The following is a 19,351-nucleotide window of genomic DNA, read 5'->3' as shown; positions in this document are numbered from 1 at the left end:
GATGAAACCGGGCAAATTCGACGCGACCGTCCTCACCTTCGGCTTCGCCTTCCTCTACATCCCGATCATCATCCTGGTGATTTATTCCTTCAACGAGTCCAGACTGGTCACGGTCTGGGGCGGCTTCTCGCTGAAATGGTATGCCCAGTTGTGGTCCAACGAGGGATTGATGAGCGCCGCCTGGGTGACGGCCCGTGTCGGCCTGCTCAGCGCGACTTTCGGCACGGTGCTCGGCACGCTCGCCGCGCTGGCTTTGGTGCGTTATGGCCGCTTCCCCGGCCGGCTGCTGTTCTCCGGCATGGTCTATGCGCCGCTGGTCATGCCGGAGGTCATTACCGGCCTTTCGCTCCTCTTGCTGTTCGTATCGCTCGGCATCGACCGCAGCCTGATGACCGTCACCATCGCCCACACTACCTTCACCATGTGCTACGTGGCGATCGTCGTGCAGTCGAGGCTCTTGACCTTCGACACGAGCCTTGAGGAAGCGGCGCTCGATCTCGGTTCACCGCCGGTCAAGACCTTCTTCAAGATCACCCTGCCGCTGATCATGCCGGCTGTCGTGTCGGGCTGGATGTTGGCGTTCACGCTGTCGCTCGACGACCTGGTGATTGCGTCCTTTACCACCGGTCCGGGCGCAACCACGCTCCCAATCAAGATCTACAGTCAGGTCAGACTTGGCGTCACGCCAGAGATCAATGCGGTTTGCTCGATCCTGATCGGTCTCGTGACAATCGGCGTCATTGTCGCTTCGATCACCACCAAGCGGCGCGAACTGCAGCGTCAGCGAGACGAGCACGTGGCGGCCCAGGCGGCCTGACGGTCGCTCGCCCAACGGACTTTCGCCTCATTCGAGGTGATTTTCCGGCGGCAGGGAGATGGGGGAGAGCACCGGGTCCGGCCAGGCGCCGCCGATGAAGAAACGCAGGGGCGGAAGGTCCTCGTCCCTTGTCCGGTCGCTGGCGGCAAGTTCGGCGGAAAGCGCGAGCGCGTTATCGGCATAGGGAACGACGCCGGAGACCGTCAGCGTTTCGTCGCGACCGGCAAGGCGGGCCTCCAGCACTTCGGCGGTTCCGTTCGCGAAGCGTGCACGGTAGTCGAGCCGGTCATAGGGCATCGATCCTTGGCCGCCGGCGCTCAGTTGGAAATAGGCACGCGTCCTGGCCAGATCGCGGATCGCTGCCACATTGACGCCGGTCAGTGTGCCGCCCTGAGAAGTGAAGGCGAAGGTGCCGGACATGTCGGCAAGGCCTGTCGCCCAGACAGGCTCGCGGGTCTTCAGCGCAAGATCCACCGAAGCCTTGCCGCGCGGTACCGGGCCGGCGATTGCAAGATGGTCGGCGACGGCGGCGAAATCGGCATCCCGGATCGCCAGCGTCAGATCGCCGCCGCGGGAGAAACCGCTGCCGGTTCCGATGAAGCTTGCAGTCAGGTCTCCGCCCTCAAACGCCGCGTCAGCAATGTTGAACTGTGCCGTCTTGCCGGTTGCGAGGATGCTGGCAGCCACGTCGCCCAGTTCGAAGGGGGGCAGGTCGGCGCGATCGGCCGACAGCGTCAGGTCGAAATCCAGCCATTGCAACAGGCGCGGCGGACGTTCCATCTGGTCGCTTGCATCATCCGTCGAGGGAAGGTCGAGGGAGAAGGCGGACAGCAGCCGGGTGATGTTCAACCGGTCGAAGGCCAGCGTACCGCTGACCCGGGGCTTTCCGCCGGGTGGACGCGAAAGCGACAGAATGCCGGTTCCGTGAGTGTCATTGACATCGAATTCCAGTCCTTCGAGGCGCAGTTCCTCGCCGACCAGCGTAAGATCGGCGGAAAGCTGCGCCTGTTTCAGGCTGTCGAGGCCGGCAAGCTGAATGCCGCTCCAGTCCCTGAACGCCGTCACGTCCTTGGCGCTTAATGTGAGCGTGCCCGTCCGAAGGGGGCTTTCGGCCAGATTGGCAATCCCGTTGAAGCGTGCCCCGAACGCGGTCGCGTCAAGCGCCGCGCTGATCGTTGCATCCTTGCCGCCGAACAGAAGAAGAGGTTGCCGTGACGAGAAGTTGAGCCTGACGGGCAGCCCGCCGAGATCGATGCGCGCCGTCGCCTGCAGGGCGCCGGACAGCTTCGGCCAGGCAATGTCAGCCGCTATGCCACGCGCGGAAATGACCCGGCCGGAGACCTCGTCGATGAGTTCGAGCGTGCCATCCTCGATGGTGATTGCACCGACAGCGGCGTCCAGTTCCGGGGCTAGCGTCTGGCCGCCGTCGCGGGCCTGGACCTGGCGAACGGCCGCGCTCAGCAATCCTTCGTTTGCCCAGTCGAGCCTGCCGTTGCGGTCGCGGTCGACACGGAACTGCGGCCGCAGCAGGTGGAATTCGTCGAACTCCGGGCGGCCGCGCATGGCCGAGTAAAGGCCGAAGGCCGCCGACAGTCTCTCTATCCGTCCGAGCACCTTTGGCCCATCGGCGCTGGGCTTGCTGATCGTGACGCCATTGAGCGAGACACGTGGCTGCGGCCAGAAGGCGATCTCCGGGGTGCCGGACATCGTCACGTCATGGCCTGTCCATCCCGCAACGGCCCGCTCGATCGCGGAGCGCACAAGGGTCGAGGAGACGAGATAGGGGGCGGCGGCACGCGAGACGAGGAAGATCAAGGCCAGGACGGCGAGAACCACAAGCGACGCGCGCAGGATCCGCCGCGCGACCGGGGGACGGCGCCGGGCTTCATCGCCTGTACTGCGCTTGTCGGGCATGGGCAACACCAGGTTCCTTCGGCCGGGCACCGGCCCGGTCCAATCCATCCTGCCGGATATAGGAATTGGCGTCGGCATGCAAACGTGCTGCCCTGTCCGGGACTTTATATTGCGTCGCAAACTGCTATACAGGCAGGGATTTTCGAGGAGGAATGAATGCAAAACGACATGCCGCTTTGGGCGCCGAGCGACGATCAGGTCAAGCGCTCGCCGATGTATCGCTTCATGCAATGGTGCGGCGAGCGAACGGGCCGTGATTTCAGCGACTACGATGCATTTCATCGGTGGTCGGTCGACGACCGCGCCGCCTTCTGGTCGGCCGTCTGGGACTATTGCGGCGTCAAGGGCGAGAAGGGCGAGCGGCTCTTGGAAAACGGCGACATCATGCTGGAGGCGCGGTTCTTTCCCGATGCCCGGCTGAACTTTGCCGAGAACCTGTTGAGAATGAGCGGCGACGACGATGCGATGATCTTCCGCGGCGAGGACCAGGCCGAGGACCGCTGGTCGTGGGATCGCCTGCACCATGCCGTTTCGCGCCTGCAGCAGGCTTTCCGCGCCATGGGCATCGGCAAGGGCGACCGGGTCGCCGCCATGGTGCCGAACATGCCCGAGACCGTGGCGCTAATGCTGGCCACTGCTTCGATCGGCGCCATCTGGTCGTCCTGCTCGCCCGATTTCGGCGAACAGGGCGTGCTCGACCGCTTCGGCCAGATCGAGCCGAAGCTCTTCCTCGCCGTGGACGGCTACTGGTACAACGGCAAGCGGCAGGATACGTCGGAAAAGGTCAAGGCGGTCGCTGCCAAGCTCGGCGTTCCGCTGGTCGTCATTGCCTATGCCGGAGATGCACCTGCGATTGCAGAAGCCGTGCCGGGGGCAAAGACGCTCGCCGAATTCGTCGCTCCCTACGAGGCCGGCGAGATCGCCTTCGAGCCGCTGCCGTTTTCGCATCCGCTCTACATCCTGTTTTCCTCCGGCACCACGGGCGTGCCGAAGTGCATCGTGCATTCGGCCGGCGGCACGCTGTTGCAGCATCTCAAGGAGCAGCGCTTCCACTGCGGGCTGGAGAAGGGCGAGCGGTTCTTCTATTTCACCACCTGCGGCTGGATGATGTGGAACTGGCTGGTCTCGGGGCTGGCCTCCGGCGCAACGCTCTGCCTCTATGACGGCTCGCCCTTCCATCCTGACGGCAATGTCCTGTTCGACTATGCGGCGGAGGAGCAGTTCGCTTTCTTCGGCACCTCGGCCAAGTATATCGACGCCGTGCGCAAGGGTGGCTTCACCCCGAAGACCACCCATGATCTGTCGTCACTGCGGATGATGACCTCGACCGGCTCGCCGCTTTCGCCGGAGGGTTTTTCCTTCGTTTACGAGGGCATAAAGTCCGACATCCATCTCGCCTCGATATCCGGCGGTACCGACATTGTCTCCTGTTTCGTTCTCGGCAATCCGCTGAAACCCGTCTGGCGCGGCGAGATCCAGGGTCCGGGCCTCGGCCTGGCGATCGACGTCTGGGACGACGAGGGCCGGCCGGTGCGCGGCGAGAAGGGCGAGCTTGTCTGCACCAGGGCCTTCCCATCCATGCCGATCATGTTCTGGAACGACGAGGGAGGAGCCAAGTATCGGGCCGCGTATTTCGAGCGCTTCGACAATGTTTGGTGCCATGGCGACTTTGCCGAATGGACCGCTCATGACGGCATCATCATCCACGGACGCTCCGACGCGACCCTCAATCCAGGCGGCGTGCGCATCGGCACGGCGGAGATCTACAATCAGGTCGAACAGATGGAAGAGGTGCTCGAGGCGCTGTGCATCGGCCAGGACTGGGACGACGACGTGCGCGTCGTACTGTTCGTCCGGCTTGCCGGCGAACGCGTGCTGGACGAGGATCTCGTCAAGGCGATCAAGACCCGCATCCGCACGGGCGCTTCGCCGCGCCACTTACCAGCCAAGGTGATTCAGGTCGCCGACATTCCGCGCACCAAGTCTGGCAAGATCGTCGAACTGGCGGTGCGTGACGTGGTGCACGGACGACTGGTGAAGAACAAGGAGGCGCTGGCCAATCCGGAAGCGCTCGACCTGTTCGCCGATCTCGCCGAGCTGAAATCCTGAAGTTGCATGGAACCAGTGCCGAGGAGCGCGGCATCAGCCAAGAATGCGCCACCCGGGGTGACATTCGTCACTCTGGGTAACGACTTGTTAAGCCGCATTTGGCATACCTTGACCAAGTTGGAGGCCCACCATGAGAGTGCGGCTTTGAGCCTTTCGGTTCCGGACACATGAGGTTGATCCACCCTATCTCCAGTTGGACAGCATGATTTATCAAGGGCGGCGCAAGCCGCCCTTTTTTTGCGTCTCTTCGGATCAGCGCGGGCGGTCGAGCGAGCGCGATACCAGGATCACCGGGATCAAACCCGCCAGGATGATGATGATGGCCGCGACCGAAGCATCCTGTACCCTGGAACGCGAGGCGTCCTCGTAGACGAGCGTCGCCAGCGTATTGAAATTGAAGGGCCGCAGCAGGATGGTCGCTGACAGTTCCTTCAAAGTCTCGATGAAGACCAGCAGGGCGGCGGTCAGTACCGCTGGCCGCATGTTCGGCAAGAGCACCTGACGGAAGGTCTGCAGGGCATTGCGGCCGAGCGTGCGCGCGGCCATGTCGAGGTGTGGCGAGAGCTTCTGGAAGCCGGCGTCGATCGTGCCCTCCGCCATGGTCAGGAAGCGCACGGTTGCGGCATAGACGATGGCAAAGCCGGTGCCGGACAGCAGGAGCCCGCTGGAGACGCCGAACGAGGATCGCAGGGCGCCGTCGACGAAGTTGTCGAGCCGGGCGAGCGGGATCAGCACGCCGATGCCCAGTACAGTGCCGGGAATGCCGTAGCCGAGCGAGGCAAGCCGCCTGGCGCCCGCGGTCAGCCGCGAGCTTTCAGTCCGGGCGGCGTAGGCCAGCACGAAGCCGAGGACGACGGTAAGCAGTGCCGCAGCCGAGGAGACGGTCACCGAGTGGCCGAGTGCCTTGAGGAGGCGCGGCTCTGCAAAGTCGTCAAGGCGGCGGAATGCAAAGCCGGCGAGGACGCCGAAGGGGACGACGAAGCCGACAAGGACCGGCAGGGCGCAGGCCAGGACCGCAGCCCAGCCGCGCCAGCCCTTGAGCTTCAGGCGCACGGCATCAATGGTGACGGCTGTCGTCTTGTGGCTGGCAAACCGCTGGCTGCGTCGCGCCTGGCGTTCGATCCACAGGAGCAGAACCACGAAGACGAGCAGCACGGAGGCGATCTGCGCCGCGCCCGCCAGGCTGCCGCGGTTGAGCCATGTGTCGTAGATCGAGAAGGTCAGGGTCTGGACGCCGAGATATTCGACGGCGCCGATGTCGTTCAGCGTTTCCATCATCACCAGCGTCAGCCCGACCATGATGGCGGGTCTTGCCATGGGGATCTGCACGCGGGTGAACACTCGCCACGGTCCAGCGCCGAGCGTGCGTGCCACATCGGCCGCAGCGCGCCCCTGCATCAGGAACATCGAGCGGCAGGCGAGATAGACGTAAGGATAGAGCACCGCCGTCATCACCAGGACCGCGCCGCCGAGCGAGCGAACGTCGGGAAAGCTGTAGTCGCGTGCAGACTGAAAGCCGAAGAGGCTGCGATATGTTGTCTGCACCGGCCCGGTAAAATCGAGGAACTCGCCGAAGGCATAGGCTGCGAGGTAGGACGGAATGGCAAGCGGCAGGACGAGCGCCACCGAGAGAAGGCGTCGAAAAGGAAAGTCACAGGACGCGACCAGCCAGGCGCTGACAATCCCGATGGAGGCCGTGAGCGCACCTGTCAGCGCCAGCAGCAGCAGGGTGCGGCTGGTGGCGCGCGGCACGACATTGGTGATCATATGCTGCCAGTTGTCGCTGCCGCCGGTCAGGCCGATTAGGAATATGGCGACGATCGGCATAGCGACGAGGGCCGAGACGACGAGCGCGGCGATCGCCGAAATCGGCAATCTTCGCCGCACGGGGCCGTAATCCCTTCTCTGCGCAGTGCGCGCTTCCGCTGCCAAGGCTCCGTCTCCGTCGGTTTCTCATTCGACCGCAGCCGCGCCACTCGCGACCGTGCCCGTGTCTAGCCGAAACCGGGCGGGAAGGGAACGGCCGGACGCCGATTGGCAGCGGATTGGAGCGCCCCACGCTTTGATGGCGCGGGTCGACAACTACCTATGATGGCATTAGTTGGCGCTTGAAGACTATTCTCGTCCGGCGCGTTGTCTCGTCCGTGTCGGTTGACAGCAAGGCATTCCCAAAAAATAGATGAGCCGGGCGTGATCTTTTCGACACGCATTCAGGCAGAGGCCATCCGATGAAAGAACTAGCGTGGGTTGCCGAAACGGCGGCGGAAAGCGAAGCGCAGGGCTTCAATCCCGATGGCCGTATCACCTTCGACGACGGTCCCTTCGCGGGCTTCATCGAGCGTGTGCCTGTTCGACCGGGCATCGCTCTCTATCGTGTCGAGGGCACCTCGAGCCATGCCTGGACCTTGAGGGCATTGGGCGATTCTCCCGCCGGCACCTTGGTGTTCGGCACCATGCTGGGCGGCGCCGGGGCGATCGAGGCCAAGGGCAATGAGCGGCAGATCTGGCGTGGTCCCGGCCGTCCCTATGTGCTGAGCCTGGCCGAGCGCGAGATCGCCTATCGTTTGGAAGCCGGCGAGCCCTGGCGCGCCGTCACCCTGCTCCTGGAGGCCGAAGCGCTGGAGCACCTCGCCTCGCGGGACGGGCTTCCGCCACTGGCCCGCGCGGTGCTGGATGATGGCCAACTGCCTGTTTCGCATCTGCTGGAGAGCGACAGGGCCGTGGCACGCGCTGCAAGCGACCTCCTGCACCCGGTCTATCGGGGAAGCATGGGTACGCTCTGGCGCGAGAGCAAGGCGCTGGAACTTCTGGCGCATCAGTTGGATCATCTCTCCGGCAGCCCGCCGCGCTCCTTCGCGCTCAATGTCCGGGATCTCGTCCGCGTGCGTGACGCCCACCAGCAACTGGTGGCGGACCTGCGGGCTCCGCCGAGCCTCGAGGCGCTTGCGGCACAGGCGAAGCTCTCCCCACGCCGGCTCAATCAGGGCTTTCGCCAGCTCTACGGCATGACCGTCTTCGAGGTCCTGCTCGAGGCAAGGATGAAGATGGCGCACGTCATGGTCCTAGAAAGGCAGGACATTCCTCTCAAGCACCTTGCCTGGATGGTGGGCTACAGCCAGCTGTCCAACTTCATCAACGCCTACCGCCGCCGCTTCGGTGTGCCGCCCGGCCGACACCGGCGCGAGGGTGGCTGGGAGTAGACTTCGTATTCGCGGCCTTATCCTGGCCTGGTGGTGCCCCGCTGGCAGGGGCAGACACGCCGCTCCGCGCCATCATTCCGGCAAACAAAGAGTTATGCGCGGCCGCAAATGCTTATGCGCGGCTGATCCCTGCGTTGATCGGCTCCACAACCTGCAGGCAATAGGAGCCTCCCGCGACAAGCCCGGCTCAACGCGTCCGCAAGGATCATCGACATGAGTGCAATCGTTCTCGTCTTCATCCTCCGCACCTTCGCTGCGCGCACAAGCCGGCACGGCCGCGACCGATAAGCCGTCTGCGGTTGGATGCGGGCCGAGGCGCGCGGCGGCGCCTTGAGTCCCTCCGGTACCGCAAGGATGGCAAAGGTGGAGCGGCGGGGCCGAGGTATCCTCCCGACCCTGGCGGCAACCGGCCGCTCCACCACCCCGTTTGAGGCGCGATGGCTTACAGGCCAGCGAGGGAAGAGAGTGTTGCCCGTGTTGCCGGCCTAGCCCCGCAGACCGGCCTCGCCGGCTTAGTCCGCCAGCACGCGCTGCGACGGGAAAGTGATCTCGACCAGCGTGCCTTCGTTCGGGGATGAAGAAATGGAGAAATTGGCGCGATTGGCGTCGACCATGGCCTTGGTCAGCGGCAGTCCGAGACCGGTGCCGTCGCCACGGTGGGTGGGGCCGGTCTGCACCTGGCGGAAGGGCTTCATCGCCTGTTCCAATTCCGTGCGCGTCATGCCTATGCCGGTGTCGCGGATCCTCAACACCACACTTCCGTTCGCCTCATAGGCGGTCGAGACGATGATCTGGCCGCCGGACGGTGTGAATCGGATGGCGTTGGCGAGTATATTGAGGACGATCTGCTTGATCGACCGCATGTCGGCGACGACATTCGGTACGGCCTGCGAGAGCGCGGTGCGGATGATGACGCGCTGGCCATTGGCTTGCGGCTGGATGATCGACACAGCCGCCTGCACCGTCTCGTTCAGTCCGACGGCGGTGAAGTCGAGATCCATCTCGCCAGCTTCGATCTTGGAAATGTCGAGCAGGTCGTTGACGATGTCGAGCACGTGGCGGCCGGAGCGCACGATGTCATTGGCATATTCGGCGTAGCGCGGATGGCCGAGCGTGCCGAAATGCTCGTTGGCCATCATGTCGGCAAAGCCGATGATCGCATTGAGCGGCGTGCGGATCTCGTGGCTGACGCGGGCGAGAAAGTCGCTCTTGTGGGCATTGGCCGTTTCGGCGGCGCGCTTGGCGTTGCGCAGTTCCTCCTCGGTCCGCTTCCACTGGGTGATGTCGCGGATCACCGCGCAATAGCCGTTCGACGAGGTGAGCTTGCCGATCGTCATGAACAGCGGCAGGAAACCGCCCGAGGCCTCGCGGCCGATCACCTCGCGGCCGTCGTTGAGGACGCTTGCGACGCCGTGGCCCGACAGGCCGCCGAGATAGTCGAGGATCGACTTTTGGCTTTCATGGGCAAACAGCATGACGAAGGGCTTGCCGCGGGTTTCGGCCTCATCGAAGTTGAAAAGGGCGCTGGCCGCCCGGTTCATCGAGCGGATGTCGCCATTGGCGTCGAGGATGACGACGCCATCCGTCGCGGTCTCGAGGATAGAACGTAATTCATCGACCTCGACCTGCAGGCGGGCGCGATGTTCGGCGCGGGCCTCACCCTGCGGTTCGGCGACGGCGAGCGGAATGACGGTCGAAGCGGCCATCCCTGCCGCCTCTTCGGACGCGCCCTGCGCCGTGCTGCCTGCCGGGATCAGCGCCAGCATCAGCGCGGTCGCCCGCTCGAAACGGACCGATTGCAGGCGCGCGGTGACCGGCACCAACTGGTCGTCGGCGCGCACGATCACCACCCGGCCGGCCTCTTCGCTGGCGCCCTCCAGGTCCTGCCGCTGGATCAGCACGTCGAGCCCGCCGGCGGTGTCGAGCTCCTCGACCGAGGCATAGCCGGTCAGCGCCAGGAACTCCGGGTTGGCGTGGATCAGGCGGTCGCCGACATGGATCAAAAGCGCGACCGGCATCAGGTCGACGATCTCGGCGGACAGCGCATTGTCGCGCTTCAGGCGCAGCGTGGCGAATTCTCCGGCCGCAGCGACTGCTGGCGTCGGCGCACTCGCGGGCTCCGCGTCCGGGGCAAAAGGTTCTTGGCCGGCCTTCTCCGCCTGGGTCGCGGCTTCGGGCGTTTCGACTATGTCGACCCTGCCCGCCTCGGTCGTGCCGGGCGAGACTTCGGCGGTCTCGATTTCGGCTGCCGGCTCTTCGGTGATGGCAGGTTCGGCGGCTTCCTCAGCGGCGGCATCCTCCGCTGAGGCCGCAGCCTCGTTCCGGCGGATTTCGTTCAGTGCCTCGGTGGCCTTTTCGCGCAGGCCCTGTGGATCGAGCTTACGGGCGATTTCGAGGAAGGCGGCCTGTTCGCCGGGCGTCAGGCCCTCCTTGCTGCGGACACGACGCTCCTGCAGCTGCACCACCTTGTCGGAATGGCGCCGGCCGGGCGTCTCGACGATCTGCAGCGCCGGCGGCTCCGTGGCTAGGCTGCGAGCGGTCTCGGGCGTTTGTTCGAGCGGCTCGAAGATCTCAGGGTCGCCGCTCTCGGGCAAATCTTTGATAGCAGCGGCAGGCTCGGCGGCTCCTGTCTCTTCAAGGGTCGCGGTAACTTCAGTGCTTCCCGGCTCTCCGGCTTGATCCGCTGTTTGATCCTCGGCTGGCTCGCCGCTCGACAGCTCGTCGATCAGGGAGAAGGCCGGCCTGTCGGTCGCCACAGTCTTGCTGGTCTCCGACGCCGGCGGTTCGCTCGGCGAGGCCGGCTCGGCGAAGGTGAGGCCGGTGCGCTTCGGATCCTCGATGGTATCGGCCAATCGGACGATGCCGAAGCCGCGGAAACCGTCGAAATCGCGGCTGCGGGTATAGGTCGGCAGGGCCGCGAGATCGACCGGCACCATCCGTGTCGTGCCCTCGACCGGCCAGTAGATCGTCTTGCCCGACCAGGTGTCGCGCTTCTTCAACAGTTCGCCGATCTTGCCATCGGGATCGAGGTTGAATTGGGTGGCGAGGTCGGCGAAGGCAACGCCGTTGATGTCTGCGGCATGCGGGCCGACGGCCTCGGCGAATTCGCCGGAGACGTCGCAGAATTGGCCCTCGGCATCGATCTTCCAGACGAAGCGCGTGGTGCGGCGATCCGGCGAAAAGGCGAAGGCCACGGTTGGGGTGTCGCTCGACAGTGCAGCCGGTGCGGCAGCGACCTGAGCCGGTTCTGGCTCCTCGCGGATTTCAGCGGCCGGCTCGGGCGAAGCGTCGGAGAGGGGCGCTACGGTTTCCCCGCCGGTTGAGGGAGCCGGATCTGTGGCGGGGCCTGCCATGGTTTCATAGGTGATCGGGAAGCTCGGCGTTGCGAGAGGGGGGCTCTGCCGCCTGGTGGTCGTCAGGCAACAGGTCGTCGGTGCCGGCGACTGCCTGGGCTCCCGTGTCTGCGAGCGAGCCGACCCTTTCCTCGAAGGTTTCGACCACCTCTGCCGTCGCTTCGGCAAGCGTTGCCTCGCTCAGGGTTTCGGCCTCGTCCGAACCGGCTTCGGCCGTCACCTCTGCGCCGGCTTCGTCCAGCACCTCGATCTCGTCGGCGTCGACTTCCACGATTGTGCCGATCGCCTCGACGACATCGGCAAAGCTGGCTTCAGCGGCAACGACACCGGCAGCGACAACCGTCGCGGCCTCGGGGGAAATGGGCGTTTCAACGGCTTGCTTTTCGTCGGCGGCGGGGACAGCGGCGATGGTCACCACCGGCTCGCCGGTGTCAAACTGTTCTATCGGGTCCATGTCGCCGAGGATGGTTTCGACGGCAAACAGGAGATGCAGCGCCGGATCGTCGGACAGCTTGCCGATGGCGGCCGGCAGATAGCCGCGCCCGGTCGGGATCGGCCGCTTGACGAGATGGTCGCCATCGGCGCCGGCCAGCGCGACAAGGGTGCGGGCGGTCTGTGGGGTGATGCCGAGGGCCGCGAATTTCGCCGAGGCGACGATGGCCAAACCCTCGCCGTCGAGCACGGCCATATGGGTATCGGGATCATCAATGCCGGTCAGCATTTCGGCGGCGCGCTCGGCGAGGCTGCCGGGCTTCTCGATCGGCGGGACCGAAAGCAGAATGACGGGCTCGCCGCCACGGATCTCGAGCATTTCCGTATGGGCGGTCACGGGAACGCGCTTGAAGCCCGAGGCTATCCGCAACAAAAGCGAGCGGCTGTCGCCGATCGCGCCGAGTTGGCGGGCGACGCCTTCGATCTGGCGGAAGGTAACATCGCCGCGGTTAGGGCCTTCCTCAAGGAAGTCGTAGATCGATTTATTGCCGAAGAATTGCGCGCCGGCGCCATTGGCCCAGAGCACCCGGTCGAGCGCAGGCGAAAACACGACAAGCGCCTCGCCCCGGGCAAAGCGCGGGCGGATGCTGTCGTGAACTGCGACATCGATGAACGGGTATGGAGCGGGCATCGTGGAACCTGTCATAGCAATTGCCGTCACCATCGGCAAATTAACAGATTTTTAATAGCTGTGGATGGCCTTCGGGTCCAGCAAGACGGGCCTGTTTCGCCCAGTAGGGTTAATCAGGAAATGCAAAAAAATGAATGCTGCACTGCACAAATATATTGCAATGCACAACAGCCGGTGCTATATGGTGGTCATCAGACACAACCGGGCCCGCCTATCGCTGACCCGCACAAAAAGAGGATCATTGAAATGGCTGCCAATTCCGCCAAGGACGCATTCGCCTTCTCCGCAACCGCATTCGACCCGGCAAAGGTCACCGAAACCCTCCGCGACTTCGCCGAAAAGGGCGCAGCCCAGTCGAAGGACGCCTATGCCAAGATGAAGACCGCGACCGAAGATGCGACGAAGACCGTCGAGACCACGCTTCAGACAGCACAGGCCGGCTCCGTCGAACTCGGCCTCAAGGCCATCGACGCGCTGCGCACCAATGCCGAAATGTCGTTTTCCCACATGGAAGCACTGCTCGGCGTGAAGTCGATTGCCGAACTCGTCGAACTGCAGACCTCCTTCATCCGCAAGCAGGCCGAAGTCACCGTCGAACAGGCCAAGACCATGCAGGAAGCCGCCAAGAAGCTGGCCGAAACCGTCACCAAGCCGGGCAAGGATGCCGCCGAAAAGGCGATGTCGACCTTCAAGGCCGTCTGATTAAAAGACGCATGTCCTCCCAAGGACTTGAGGCCGGGGCGCATTGTCCCGGCCTTTTTTCGTTTGGTGCAAAAAAGGCTTGAAAAAGCCGCCAACTCTCCGTATGTGACCCCTCAAGGCGTCGTTCGCGCCTGATGTGCGGTTGTAGCTCAGTTGGTTAGAGCGCAGGTTTGTGGCACCTGAGGTCGGAGGTTCGAGACCCCCCAACCGTACCATTTTTCTCTTCATTACTCCCCGGTTATTGAGTTCATGGTCGCCTTTGACGGCGGGATCTGTTCGGGGACTTCGTTGGCCCGTATCCTGAAGGCTATTCGCGTTCCTCCCCCCACCTTGACCGAATCCTCCGCCGGCGATAGTCAGCTTACGTCCTACCCTTTGCCCTCCACCTCCGCCCCGCGGATTTTTCAGGCCATTCGATGAAGCCCAAGGATCTTGCTGCCTATGTGTTCCTGGCTGTCGCTTGGGGCCTGTCCTTTCTGCTGCTGCTGAAGATCGTCTCGGCCTTTGGCTGGGTCGGCGCGGTGACCTTTCGGGCCTTCATCGCCGGGATCACGCTGTTCGTCCTGGCGCGCGCGACGGGACGTGGCCTGAAATTCCGTGCCGGCTGGTGGCCGTTCGCCGTGGTCGGGGCAACGACCGTGGCCGGGCAGTTGATCGGGCTTTCCTATGCCACGCCGCTGATCGGCACGGCCATGGCGGCCATCCTCGTCGCGACCATTCCGATGTTCGCCATGGTGATCGGCCAGGTCTGGGGGCTGGAGCGGATCACGCCGGAACGTCTCGCCGGCCTGTTGATCGGTTTCGTCGGCGTCGTGCTCCTGGTCGGCTTTCCGGCGGTGCCGGTCGATGCGGCCTTCGTGCTCGGCTGTGCCGGTGCACTGTTCGCCTGCATCTGCGCCGCCTTCGGCAGCAATTATGCCAGCCACAGGCTGAAGGGCACCGGCGCCTGGGAGGTGACGATCGGCGCCTTCCTGATGGGCGGGCTGATGACCCTGCCGCTGCTCTTCGTCGTGCCTGTTCCGGACGTTCCGCGGCTGATCGACTATGGCTATCTGCTGATCGCCGCCGTGGTCATGAGTGCCATGACCTATGTGCTCTATTTCGGCCTGGTTGCCTCGATCGGCGCGACGCGGGCGATCAGCGTGGAATTTGCCGTGACCGCGATTGCCGTTCTGGTCGGCGCGGTCTTCCTCGGCGAGCCGCTGTCCGTCGTCCAACTGGTCGGCGGCGCGGTCATCATCGCCGGCTGTGCTCTGGTGCTCGGGCTTTTGCCGGGCCGCAAGGTCGTCCGTTCCGAAGCCTGAGCCCACGGAAGGCGTTGGGTCGCACGTCCGATCAGGTGACGAGGAAATAGACTCCGCAGGCGACGATGACGAGGCCGAGCGCCTGCACGATCTTACCCTGATAGAAGCGCCCGAGACCAAATCCGACGCCGATGCCGAGGATGTGGATGAGGCCGGTCGAGACGACAAAGCCGACGGTGTAGGCGGCCGGGTCGACGGCGCGCGGCGCTTCCTGGCCGTGCGGATAGCCATGGAAGAAGGCGAAGACCGCAACGATCATGAGCGCCGCCCATTCCGGGGCGATCCAGCGCGCGGCGATCGCCCCGCCGAGCACGATCAGCGACAGCGCGATGCCGGTTTCGATAGTGGCGCCGGGCCCGATGCCGAGCATGCCGAAAATACCGCCGATGCACATGATCAGCGGGAAGGTCGCGGGCAGCGTCCAGACGGAACGCCCGCCCATCTGCGCGCCCCAGAGCCCGACCGCCAGCATGGCGAGGAAGTGGTCGAAGCCGGCCAGCGGATGGCCAAAACCGCTGCCGAAACCGCCCATCACGCCGCCCAGCGCATGGGCCGAAGCCGGGACGGCCGAGAGGCCGGTGGCGGCTAGGGTGAGGAGAAGGCTGGCGAAAAACGCGCCGACCGATCCGGGCTTTCCGGTTGAGCGTCGCGCGCGGGCCATGCGTCGTTCCTCTGTTTGTCGGCGATGTGGAAGGCGAGGGCGCCTGGCGCCCGCGCTTCGTTGTATAGGCCGCTCGCGCGGCTGCAGCAACGTGGGAGAAACAGGGGTCAGACAAAAATCCGACGGTTGGCGTCGATCAGTTCCTGCAGGAATTGCACCACGGTGCGCACGCGCACCAGTTCGCGCGCGCTCTCGTGATAGGTGGTCCAATAGGCGCGGCGGATAGTGATCTCGGGCAGGACGCGGACCAGTTCCGGATGCTGTCTGGCGATATAGTCGTGCAGGATGCCGATGCCGGCGCCGGAGCGCACGGCCTCCGTCTGGCCGATGGCCGACGAAATCTCGAAGGAGGATTCCCAGCCGCGCAGGACCTCGCCGGTATAGGACAGCGAGGCGGAATAGACGAGATCCTCGACATGGCCGATCAGCGTGTGCGCGCGTAGCGCCTCGATGTCGTCGGGCGCGCCGGCTTCCGTGAGATAGGCCTTCGAGCCGTAGAGGCCGAGGGTATAGTCGGTGAGCTTGGACGAGATGAGGCGGCCCTGTTCCGGCCGCTCGACGGTAATCGCGATGTCGGCTTCACGTTGCGACAGTGAGAAGGCACGCGGCACGGGGACGAGCTGGATCTTCAAGGCCGGATAGCGCCTGGTCAGCGTGCCGAGATGCGAGGCGAGGAAGGCGACGCCAAAACCGTCCGGCGCGCCGATCCGGACCGTGCCGGCGACCGCGCTGTCCACCCGGCCGATGTCGGACTGGGCGGCCAGCATTTCTGTTTCCATGCGTTCCGCCGCGCGGCTGAACACTTCGCCTTCCGGCGTCAGCTCGCAGCCGTTGGTGCGACGGATGAGGAGACGGGTCTTCAGCGATTCCTCCAGCGCGCTGATGCGGCGCGATAGCGTGGCATGGTTGATGCCGAGCCGGCGCGAGGCGGAAAGGATCTGTCCCGATCGCGCCACCGCGAGGAACATGCGTACGTCATCCCAGTTCATGGGGGACCTCCTGTGTTTGTGTCACTTCCCCTCCCCAACCCCTCCCCACAAGGGGGAGGGGCTTGACCCAGCCTAGAGCGCGGGCGTCACTATCCTCTGACGCCCGTGAAGGATAGTGACGCACCGAGCGTCGCACCCCTGCACCTCTTGACCGTAGTCAATGGACTAATTGGTTCAAATCCATGGTCCTGTCCCGGACTGAAGGACCGCCCCTCAAAAATCTGAAGGCCTTGCTCAAGCGATCCAACTGATGCGAGCCGAGCCCCTCCCCCTTGTGGGGAGGGGTTGGGGAGGGGAATGCCAATCCGTTGAACTTCAATTTCCGCACAACGGATACGTAAAACATCCTGTTGCGTTGTGCAAATCAAGGCGCATACTTGAACCCAGTCAAAAGACCCTGAGGAGGCACATCCATGCGTGAAATCGGCCATTACATCGGCGGCAAGCACGTCGCCGGCACGAGCGGTCGCTCGAGCAACGTCTTCAACCCGGCGACCGGCGAGGTCCAGGCGACCGTGGCGCTCGCAAGCGTTGCCGAACTCGACGCCGCTGTGCAGAACGCCAAGGAGGCTCAGCCGGCTTGGGCCAACACCAATCCGCAGCGCCGCGCGCGCGTCTTCATGAAATTCGTCCAACTGCTGAACGACAACATGAACGAACTGGCCGAAATGCTCTCCAAGGAGCACGGCAAGACGATCGAGGACGCCAAGGGCGACATCATCCGCGGCCTCGAGGTCTGCGAATTCGTCATCGGCATCCCGCATCTGTCCAAGAGCGAATTCACCGAAGGCGCCGGCCCCGGCATCGACATGTATTCGATCCGCCAGCCGGTCGGCATCGGCGCCGGCATCACCCCGTTCAACTTCCCCGGCATGATCCCGATGTGGATGTTCGCCCCGGCGATCGCCTGCGGCAATGCCTTCATCCTCAAGCCCTCCGAGCGCGACCCGTCCCTGCCGATCCGCCTTGCCGAACTGATGATCGAAGCCGGTCTTCCGGCCGGCGTCTTGAACGTCGTCAATGGTGACAAGGGCGCGGTCGACGCGATCCTCAACCATCCCGACATCGGCGCCGTCTCCTTCGTCGGCTCGACCCCGATCGCCCGCTACGTCTATGCGACGGCGACCGCGAACGGCAAGCGCGCCCAGTGCTTCGGCGGCGCCAAGAACCACATGATCATCATGCCGGACGCCGATCTCGACCAGGCTGCCAACGCCCTCATCGGCGCGGGCTACGGCTCGGCCGGCGAACGCTGCATGGCGATCTCGGTCGCCGTTCCGGTCGGCGAGGAAACCGCCGATCGCCTGATCGCCAAGCTCGCCCCGATGGTCGAGAAGCTGCGCATCGGCCCGTATAATGACGAGAAGGCCGATTTCGGCCCGGTCGTCACCAAGGAAGCCCAGACCCGTATCCTCGGCCTGATCGACCGCGGCATCGAGGAAGGCGCCAAGCTCGTCGTCGACGGTCGCGGCTTCAAGCTCCAGGGCTATGAAAACGGCTACTTCGTCGGCGGCTGCCTGTTCGACGACGTCACCCCCGACATGGACATCTACAAGACCGAAATCTTCGGGCCGGTTCTCTCGGTCGTTCGCGCCAAGAACTACGAGGAAGCCCTCTCGCTGCCGATGAAGCACGAATACGGCAATGGCGTCTCGATTTACACGCGCGACGGCGATGCCGCCCGCGACTTCACCAGCCGTATCAACATCGGCATGGTCGGCATCAACGTTCCGATCCCGGTTCCGCTCGCCTACCACACCTTCGGCGGCTGGAAGGCCTCGTCCTTCGGCGACCTCAACCAGCACGGCACCGACTCGATCAAGTTCTGGACTCGCACCAAGACGGTCACCTCGCGCTGGCCCTCGGGCATCAAGGATGGCGCCGAGTTCTCCATCCCGACGATGAAGTAGTCACGTCACCATTCAAGCTGCCTTCTCGCCGCATGGGAGGGCAGCTTGAGACGGAATAGCAAACGGGCCCGATGTTGATCGGGCCCGTTCGTGTATGTGTCTTTGTCAGCAGCCGATCAGTTTGTCGGGCCGTCGTTGAGGCCGACCTTGTCGACCAGTTCGGAGGCCGTCTTGCGGTTGGCGGCGATGTCGACGAGCGGCAGGGCGTCCGGCTTGATCTCGCCGAAGGAGGCGACGACATCGGAGACCTTGGCGCCCGGCAGGACCGGATATTCGAACACCTGCTCGGCATAGATTTCCTGCGCCTTGCCCGAAGACAGGAACTCCATGAGCTTCACCGCATTGTCCTTGTTCGGCGCATGCTTCGCGAGCGCCATGCCGGAAATGTTGACATGCGTGCCGCGGTCGGCCGCATTCGGGAAGAGAATCTTGGTGGCGGCGGCCCATTCCTTTTCTTCCGGATCCTTCTCGTTGGTCATCATCAGGCCGACGTAATAGGTATTGCCGAGTGCGATGTCGCATTCGCCGGACATGATCGCCTTGGCTTGGCCACGGTCGTTGCCGTCGGGCTTGCGGGCCAGGTTCTGCTTCAGGCCAGCCAGCCACGTCTCGGTATAATCGGCGCCGTGATGGGCGACCATCGAGGCAAACAGTCCGATGTTGTAGGAATGCTGTCCGTCACGCATGCAGATCCGGCCCTTCCACTTGGGCTCGACCAGTTCCTCGTAGGTGATCGCCGTTTCGGATACGCGCTCCTTCGAGGCATAGATGACGCGGCCGCGGGTGGTGAGCCCGAACCATTCGCCGGCCGGATCGCGATACTGCGCCGGAATGTCCTGGTTGATGCTCTCGTTTTCGAGCGGTTGAGTGACCCCGCCATCCTTGGCTTCGACGAGGCGGCCGATGTCGACGGTTAGGATCACGTCGGCCGGAGAATTGACGCCCTCGGCGGAAATGCGCTCGACCAGGCCCTTGTCGAGGAACAGGACATTGGCGGCAATCCCCGTCTCCTTGGTGAAGGCATCGATCACCGGCTGGATGAGTTCCGGCTGGCGGTAGGAATAGATGTTGACCTCTCCATCGGCCATGGCCATTCCGGCCGTTGCGGCGAATACGACAGAGCCCAGGAGCGCGGAGCGCAGATATTTGACCGGAAGCATGGTATCTCCTTGCATGAGTAACTATATTTGTTGAGCGAGATATTCATGATTTACCCGGTGCTGTCAATGCGGTCGCTGGCCGTTGTGGACAGGGGAAGCGAGAACTTGA

At 64.1% G+C, this 19,351-nt stretch carries 13 protein-coding genes and 1 tRNA gene; 7 read left to right on the top strand and 7 right to left on the bottom strand.

Annotation, left to right across the window (positions count from 1 at the left end; translation table 11 throughout):
- The first annotated feature begins 1 nt into the window (after position 1).
- Positions 2-817, top strand: coding sequence for an ABC transporter permease (locus tag ACWPVA_RS13235; protein WP_454288131.1), 816 nt, complete (start codon positions 2-4; stop codon positions 815-817).
- 27 nt (positions 818-844) lie between these two features.
- On the opposite strand, the gene ACWPVA_RS13230 is transcribed toward ACWPVA_RS13235, so the two are convergent.
- Positions 845-2,731, bottom strand: a complete 1,887-nt coding sequence (locus ACWPVA_RS13230; RefSeq protein ID WP_454288130.1) for an AsmA family protein — start codon at positions 2,729-2,731, stop codon at positions 845-847.
- Positions 2,732-2,887: 156 nt separating this feature from the next.
- Here ACWPVA_RS13230 and ACWPVA_RS13225 point away from each other — a divergent pair, with 156 nt between their 5' ends.
- A complete protein-coding gene (locus tag ACWPVA_RS13225) occupies positions 2,888-4,840 on the top strand; it encodes an acetoacetate--CoA ligase (protein WP_454288129.1) in 1,953 nt (650 codons plus the stop codon).
- A 252-nt stretch (positions 4,841-5,092) separates the two neighbouring features.
- On the opposite strand, the gene ACWPVA_RS13220 is transcribed toward ACWPVA_RS13225, so the two are convergent.
- Complete coding sequence (locus tag ACWPVA_RS13220) at positions 5,093-6,667, bottom strand: ABC transporter permease (protein ID WP_454289590.1); 1,575 nt, start codon at positions 6,665-6,667, stop codon at positions 5,093-5,095.
- Between the two features lie 401 nt (positions 6,668-7,068).
- Here ACWPVA_RS13220 and ACWPVA_RS13215 point away from each other — a divergent pair, with 401 nt between their 5' ends.
- Positions 7,069-8,040, top strand: coding sequence for a helix-turn-helix transcriptional regulator (locus ACWPVA_RS13215; protein ID WP_454288128.1), 972 nt, complete (start codon positions 7,069-7,071; stop codon positions 8,038-8,040).
- 512 nt (positions 8,041-8,552) lie between these two features.
- Here ACWPVA_RS13215 and ACWPVA_RS13210 read toward each other — a convergent pair.
- Together ACWPVA_RS13210 and ACWPVA_RS13205 are read right to left on the bottom strand one after the other, a co-directional pair.
- Positions 8,553-11,393: an ATP-binding protein gene (locus ACWPVA_RS13210; protein WP_454288127.1), complete on the bottom strand. Its 2,841-nt coding sequence runs from the start codon at positions 11,391-11,393 to the stop codon at positions 8,553-8,555.
- A 4-nt stretch (positions 11,394-11,397) separates the two neighbouring features.
- The gene (locus ACWPVA_RS13205) at positions 11,398-12,516 is read right to left on the bottom strand and encodes a hypothetical protein (protein ID WP_454288126.1); all 1,119 of its coding nucleotides are present in this window, start codon (positions 12,514-12,516) and stop codon (positions 11,398-11,400) included.
- A 246-nt stretch (positions 12,517-12,762) separates the two neighbouring features.
- Between ACWPVA_RS13205 and ACWPVA_RS13200 the strand changes: the two genes are divergently transcribed.
- The 3 genes from ACWPVA_RS13200 to ACWPVA_RS13190 all read left to right on the top strand — a co-directional run bounded on the left by ACWPVA_RS13200 (position 12,763) and on the right by ACWPVA_RS13190 (position 14,522).
- Positions 12,763-13,218 carry a phasin gene (locus tag ACWPVA_RS13200; RefSeq protein ID WP_454288125.1) on the top strand — a complete coding sequence of 152 codons (456 nt, stop codon included), beginning with the start codon at positions 12,763-12,765 and terminating at the stop codon, positions 13,216-13,218.
- A gap of 138 nt (positions 13,219-13,356) precedes the next feature.
- Positions 13,357-13,433, top strand: a tRNA-His gene (locus tag ACWPVA_RS13195).
- 201 nt (positions 13,434-13,634) lie between these two features.
- Positions 13,635-14,522: a DMT family transporter gene (locus ACWPVA_RS13190; protein WP_454288124.1), complete on the top strand. Its 888-nt coding sequence runs from the start codon at positions 13,635-13,637 to the stop codon at positions 14,520-14,522.
- 31 nt (positions 14,523-14,553) lie between these two features.
- On the opposite strand, the gene ACWPVA_RS13185 is transcribed toward ACWPVA_RS13190, so the two are convergent.
- Positions 14,554-15,183, bottom strand: a complete 630-nt coding sequence (locus ACWPVA_RS13185) for a HupE/UreJ family protein (protein WP_454288123.1) — start codon at positions 15,181-15,183, stop codon at positions 14,554-14,556.
- Between the two features lie 107 nt (positions 15,184-15,290).
- On the bottom strand, positions 15,291-16,172 hold the full coding sequence (locus tag ACWPVA_RS13180; RefSeq protein ID WP_454288122.1) for a LysR family transcriptional regulator: 882 nt from the start codon (positions 16,170-16,172) through the stop codon (positions 15,291-15,293).
- Positions 16,173-16,585: 413 nt separating this feature from the next.
- Here ACWPVA_RS13180 and ACWPVA_RS13175 point away from each other — a divergent pair, with 413 nt between their 5' ends.
- On the top strand, positions 16,586-18,082 hold the full coding sequence (locus ACWPVA_RS13175) for a CoA-acylating methylmalonate-semialdehyde dehydrogenase (protein WP_454288121.1): 1,497 nt from the start codon (positions 16,586-16,588) through the stop codon (positions 18,080-18,082).
- Between the two features lie 116 nt (positions 18,083-18,198).
- Here ACWPVA_RS13175 and ACWPVA_RS13170 read toward each other — a convergent pair whose 3' ends face one another.
- The gene (locus tag ACWPVA_RS13170; protein ID WP_454289589.1) at positions 18,199-19,176 is read right to left on the bottom strand and encodes a Fe(3+) ABC transporter substrate-binding protein; all 978 of its coding nucleotides are present in this window, start codon (positions 19,174-19,176) and stop codon (positions 18,199-18,201) included.
- Positions 19,177-19,351: the final 175 nt, after the last annotated feature.

Source organism: Rhizobium arsenicireducens, from assembly GCF_964021225.1.
Note: the sequence above shows the minus strand (reverse complement) of the source record. Positions and strands in the feature narration are given on the sequence as shown.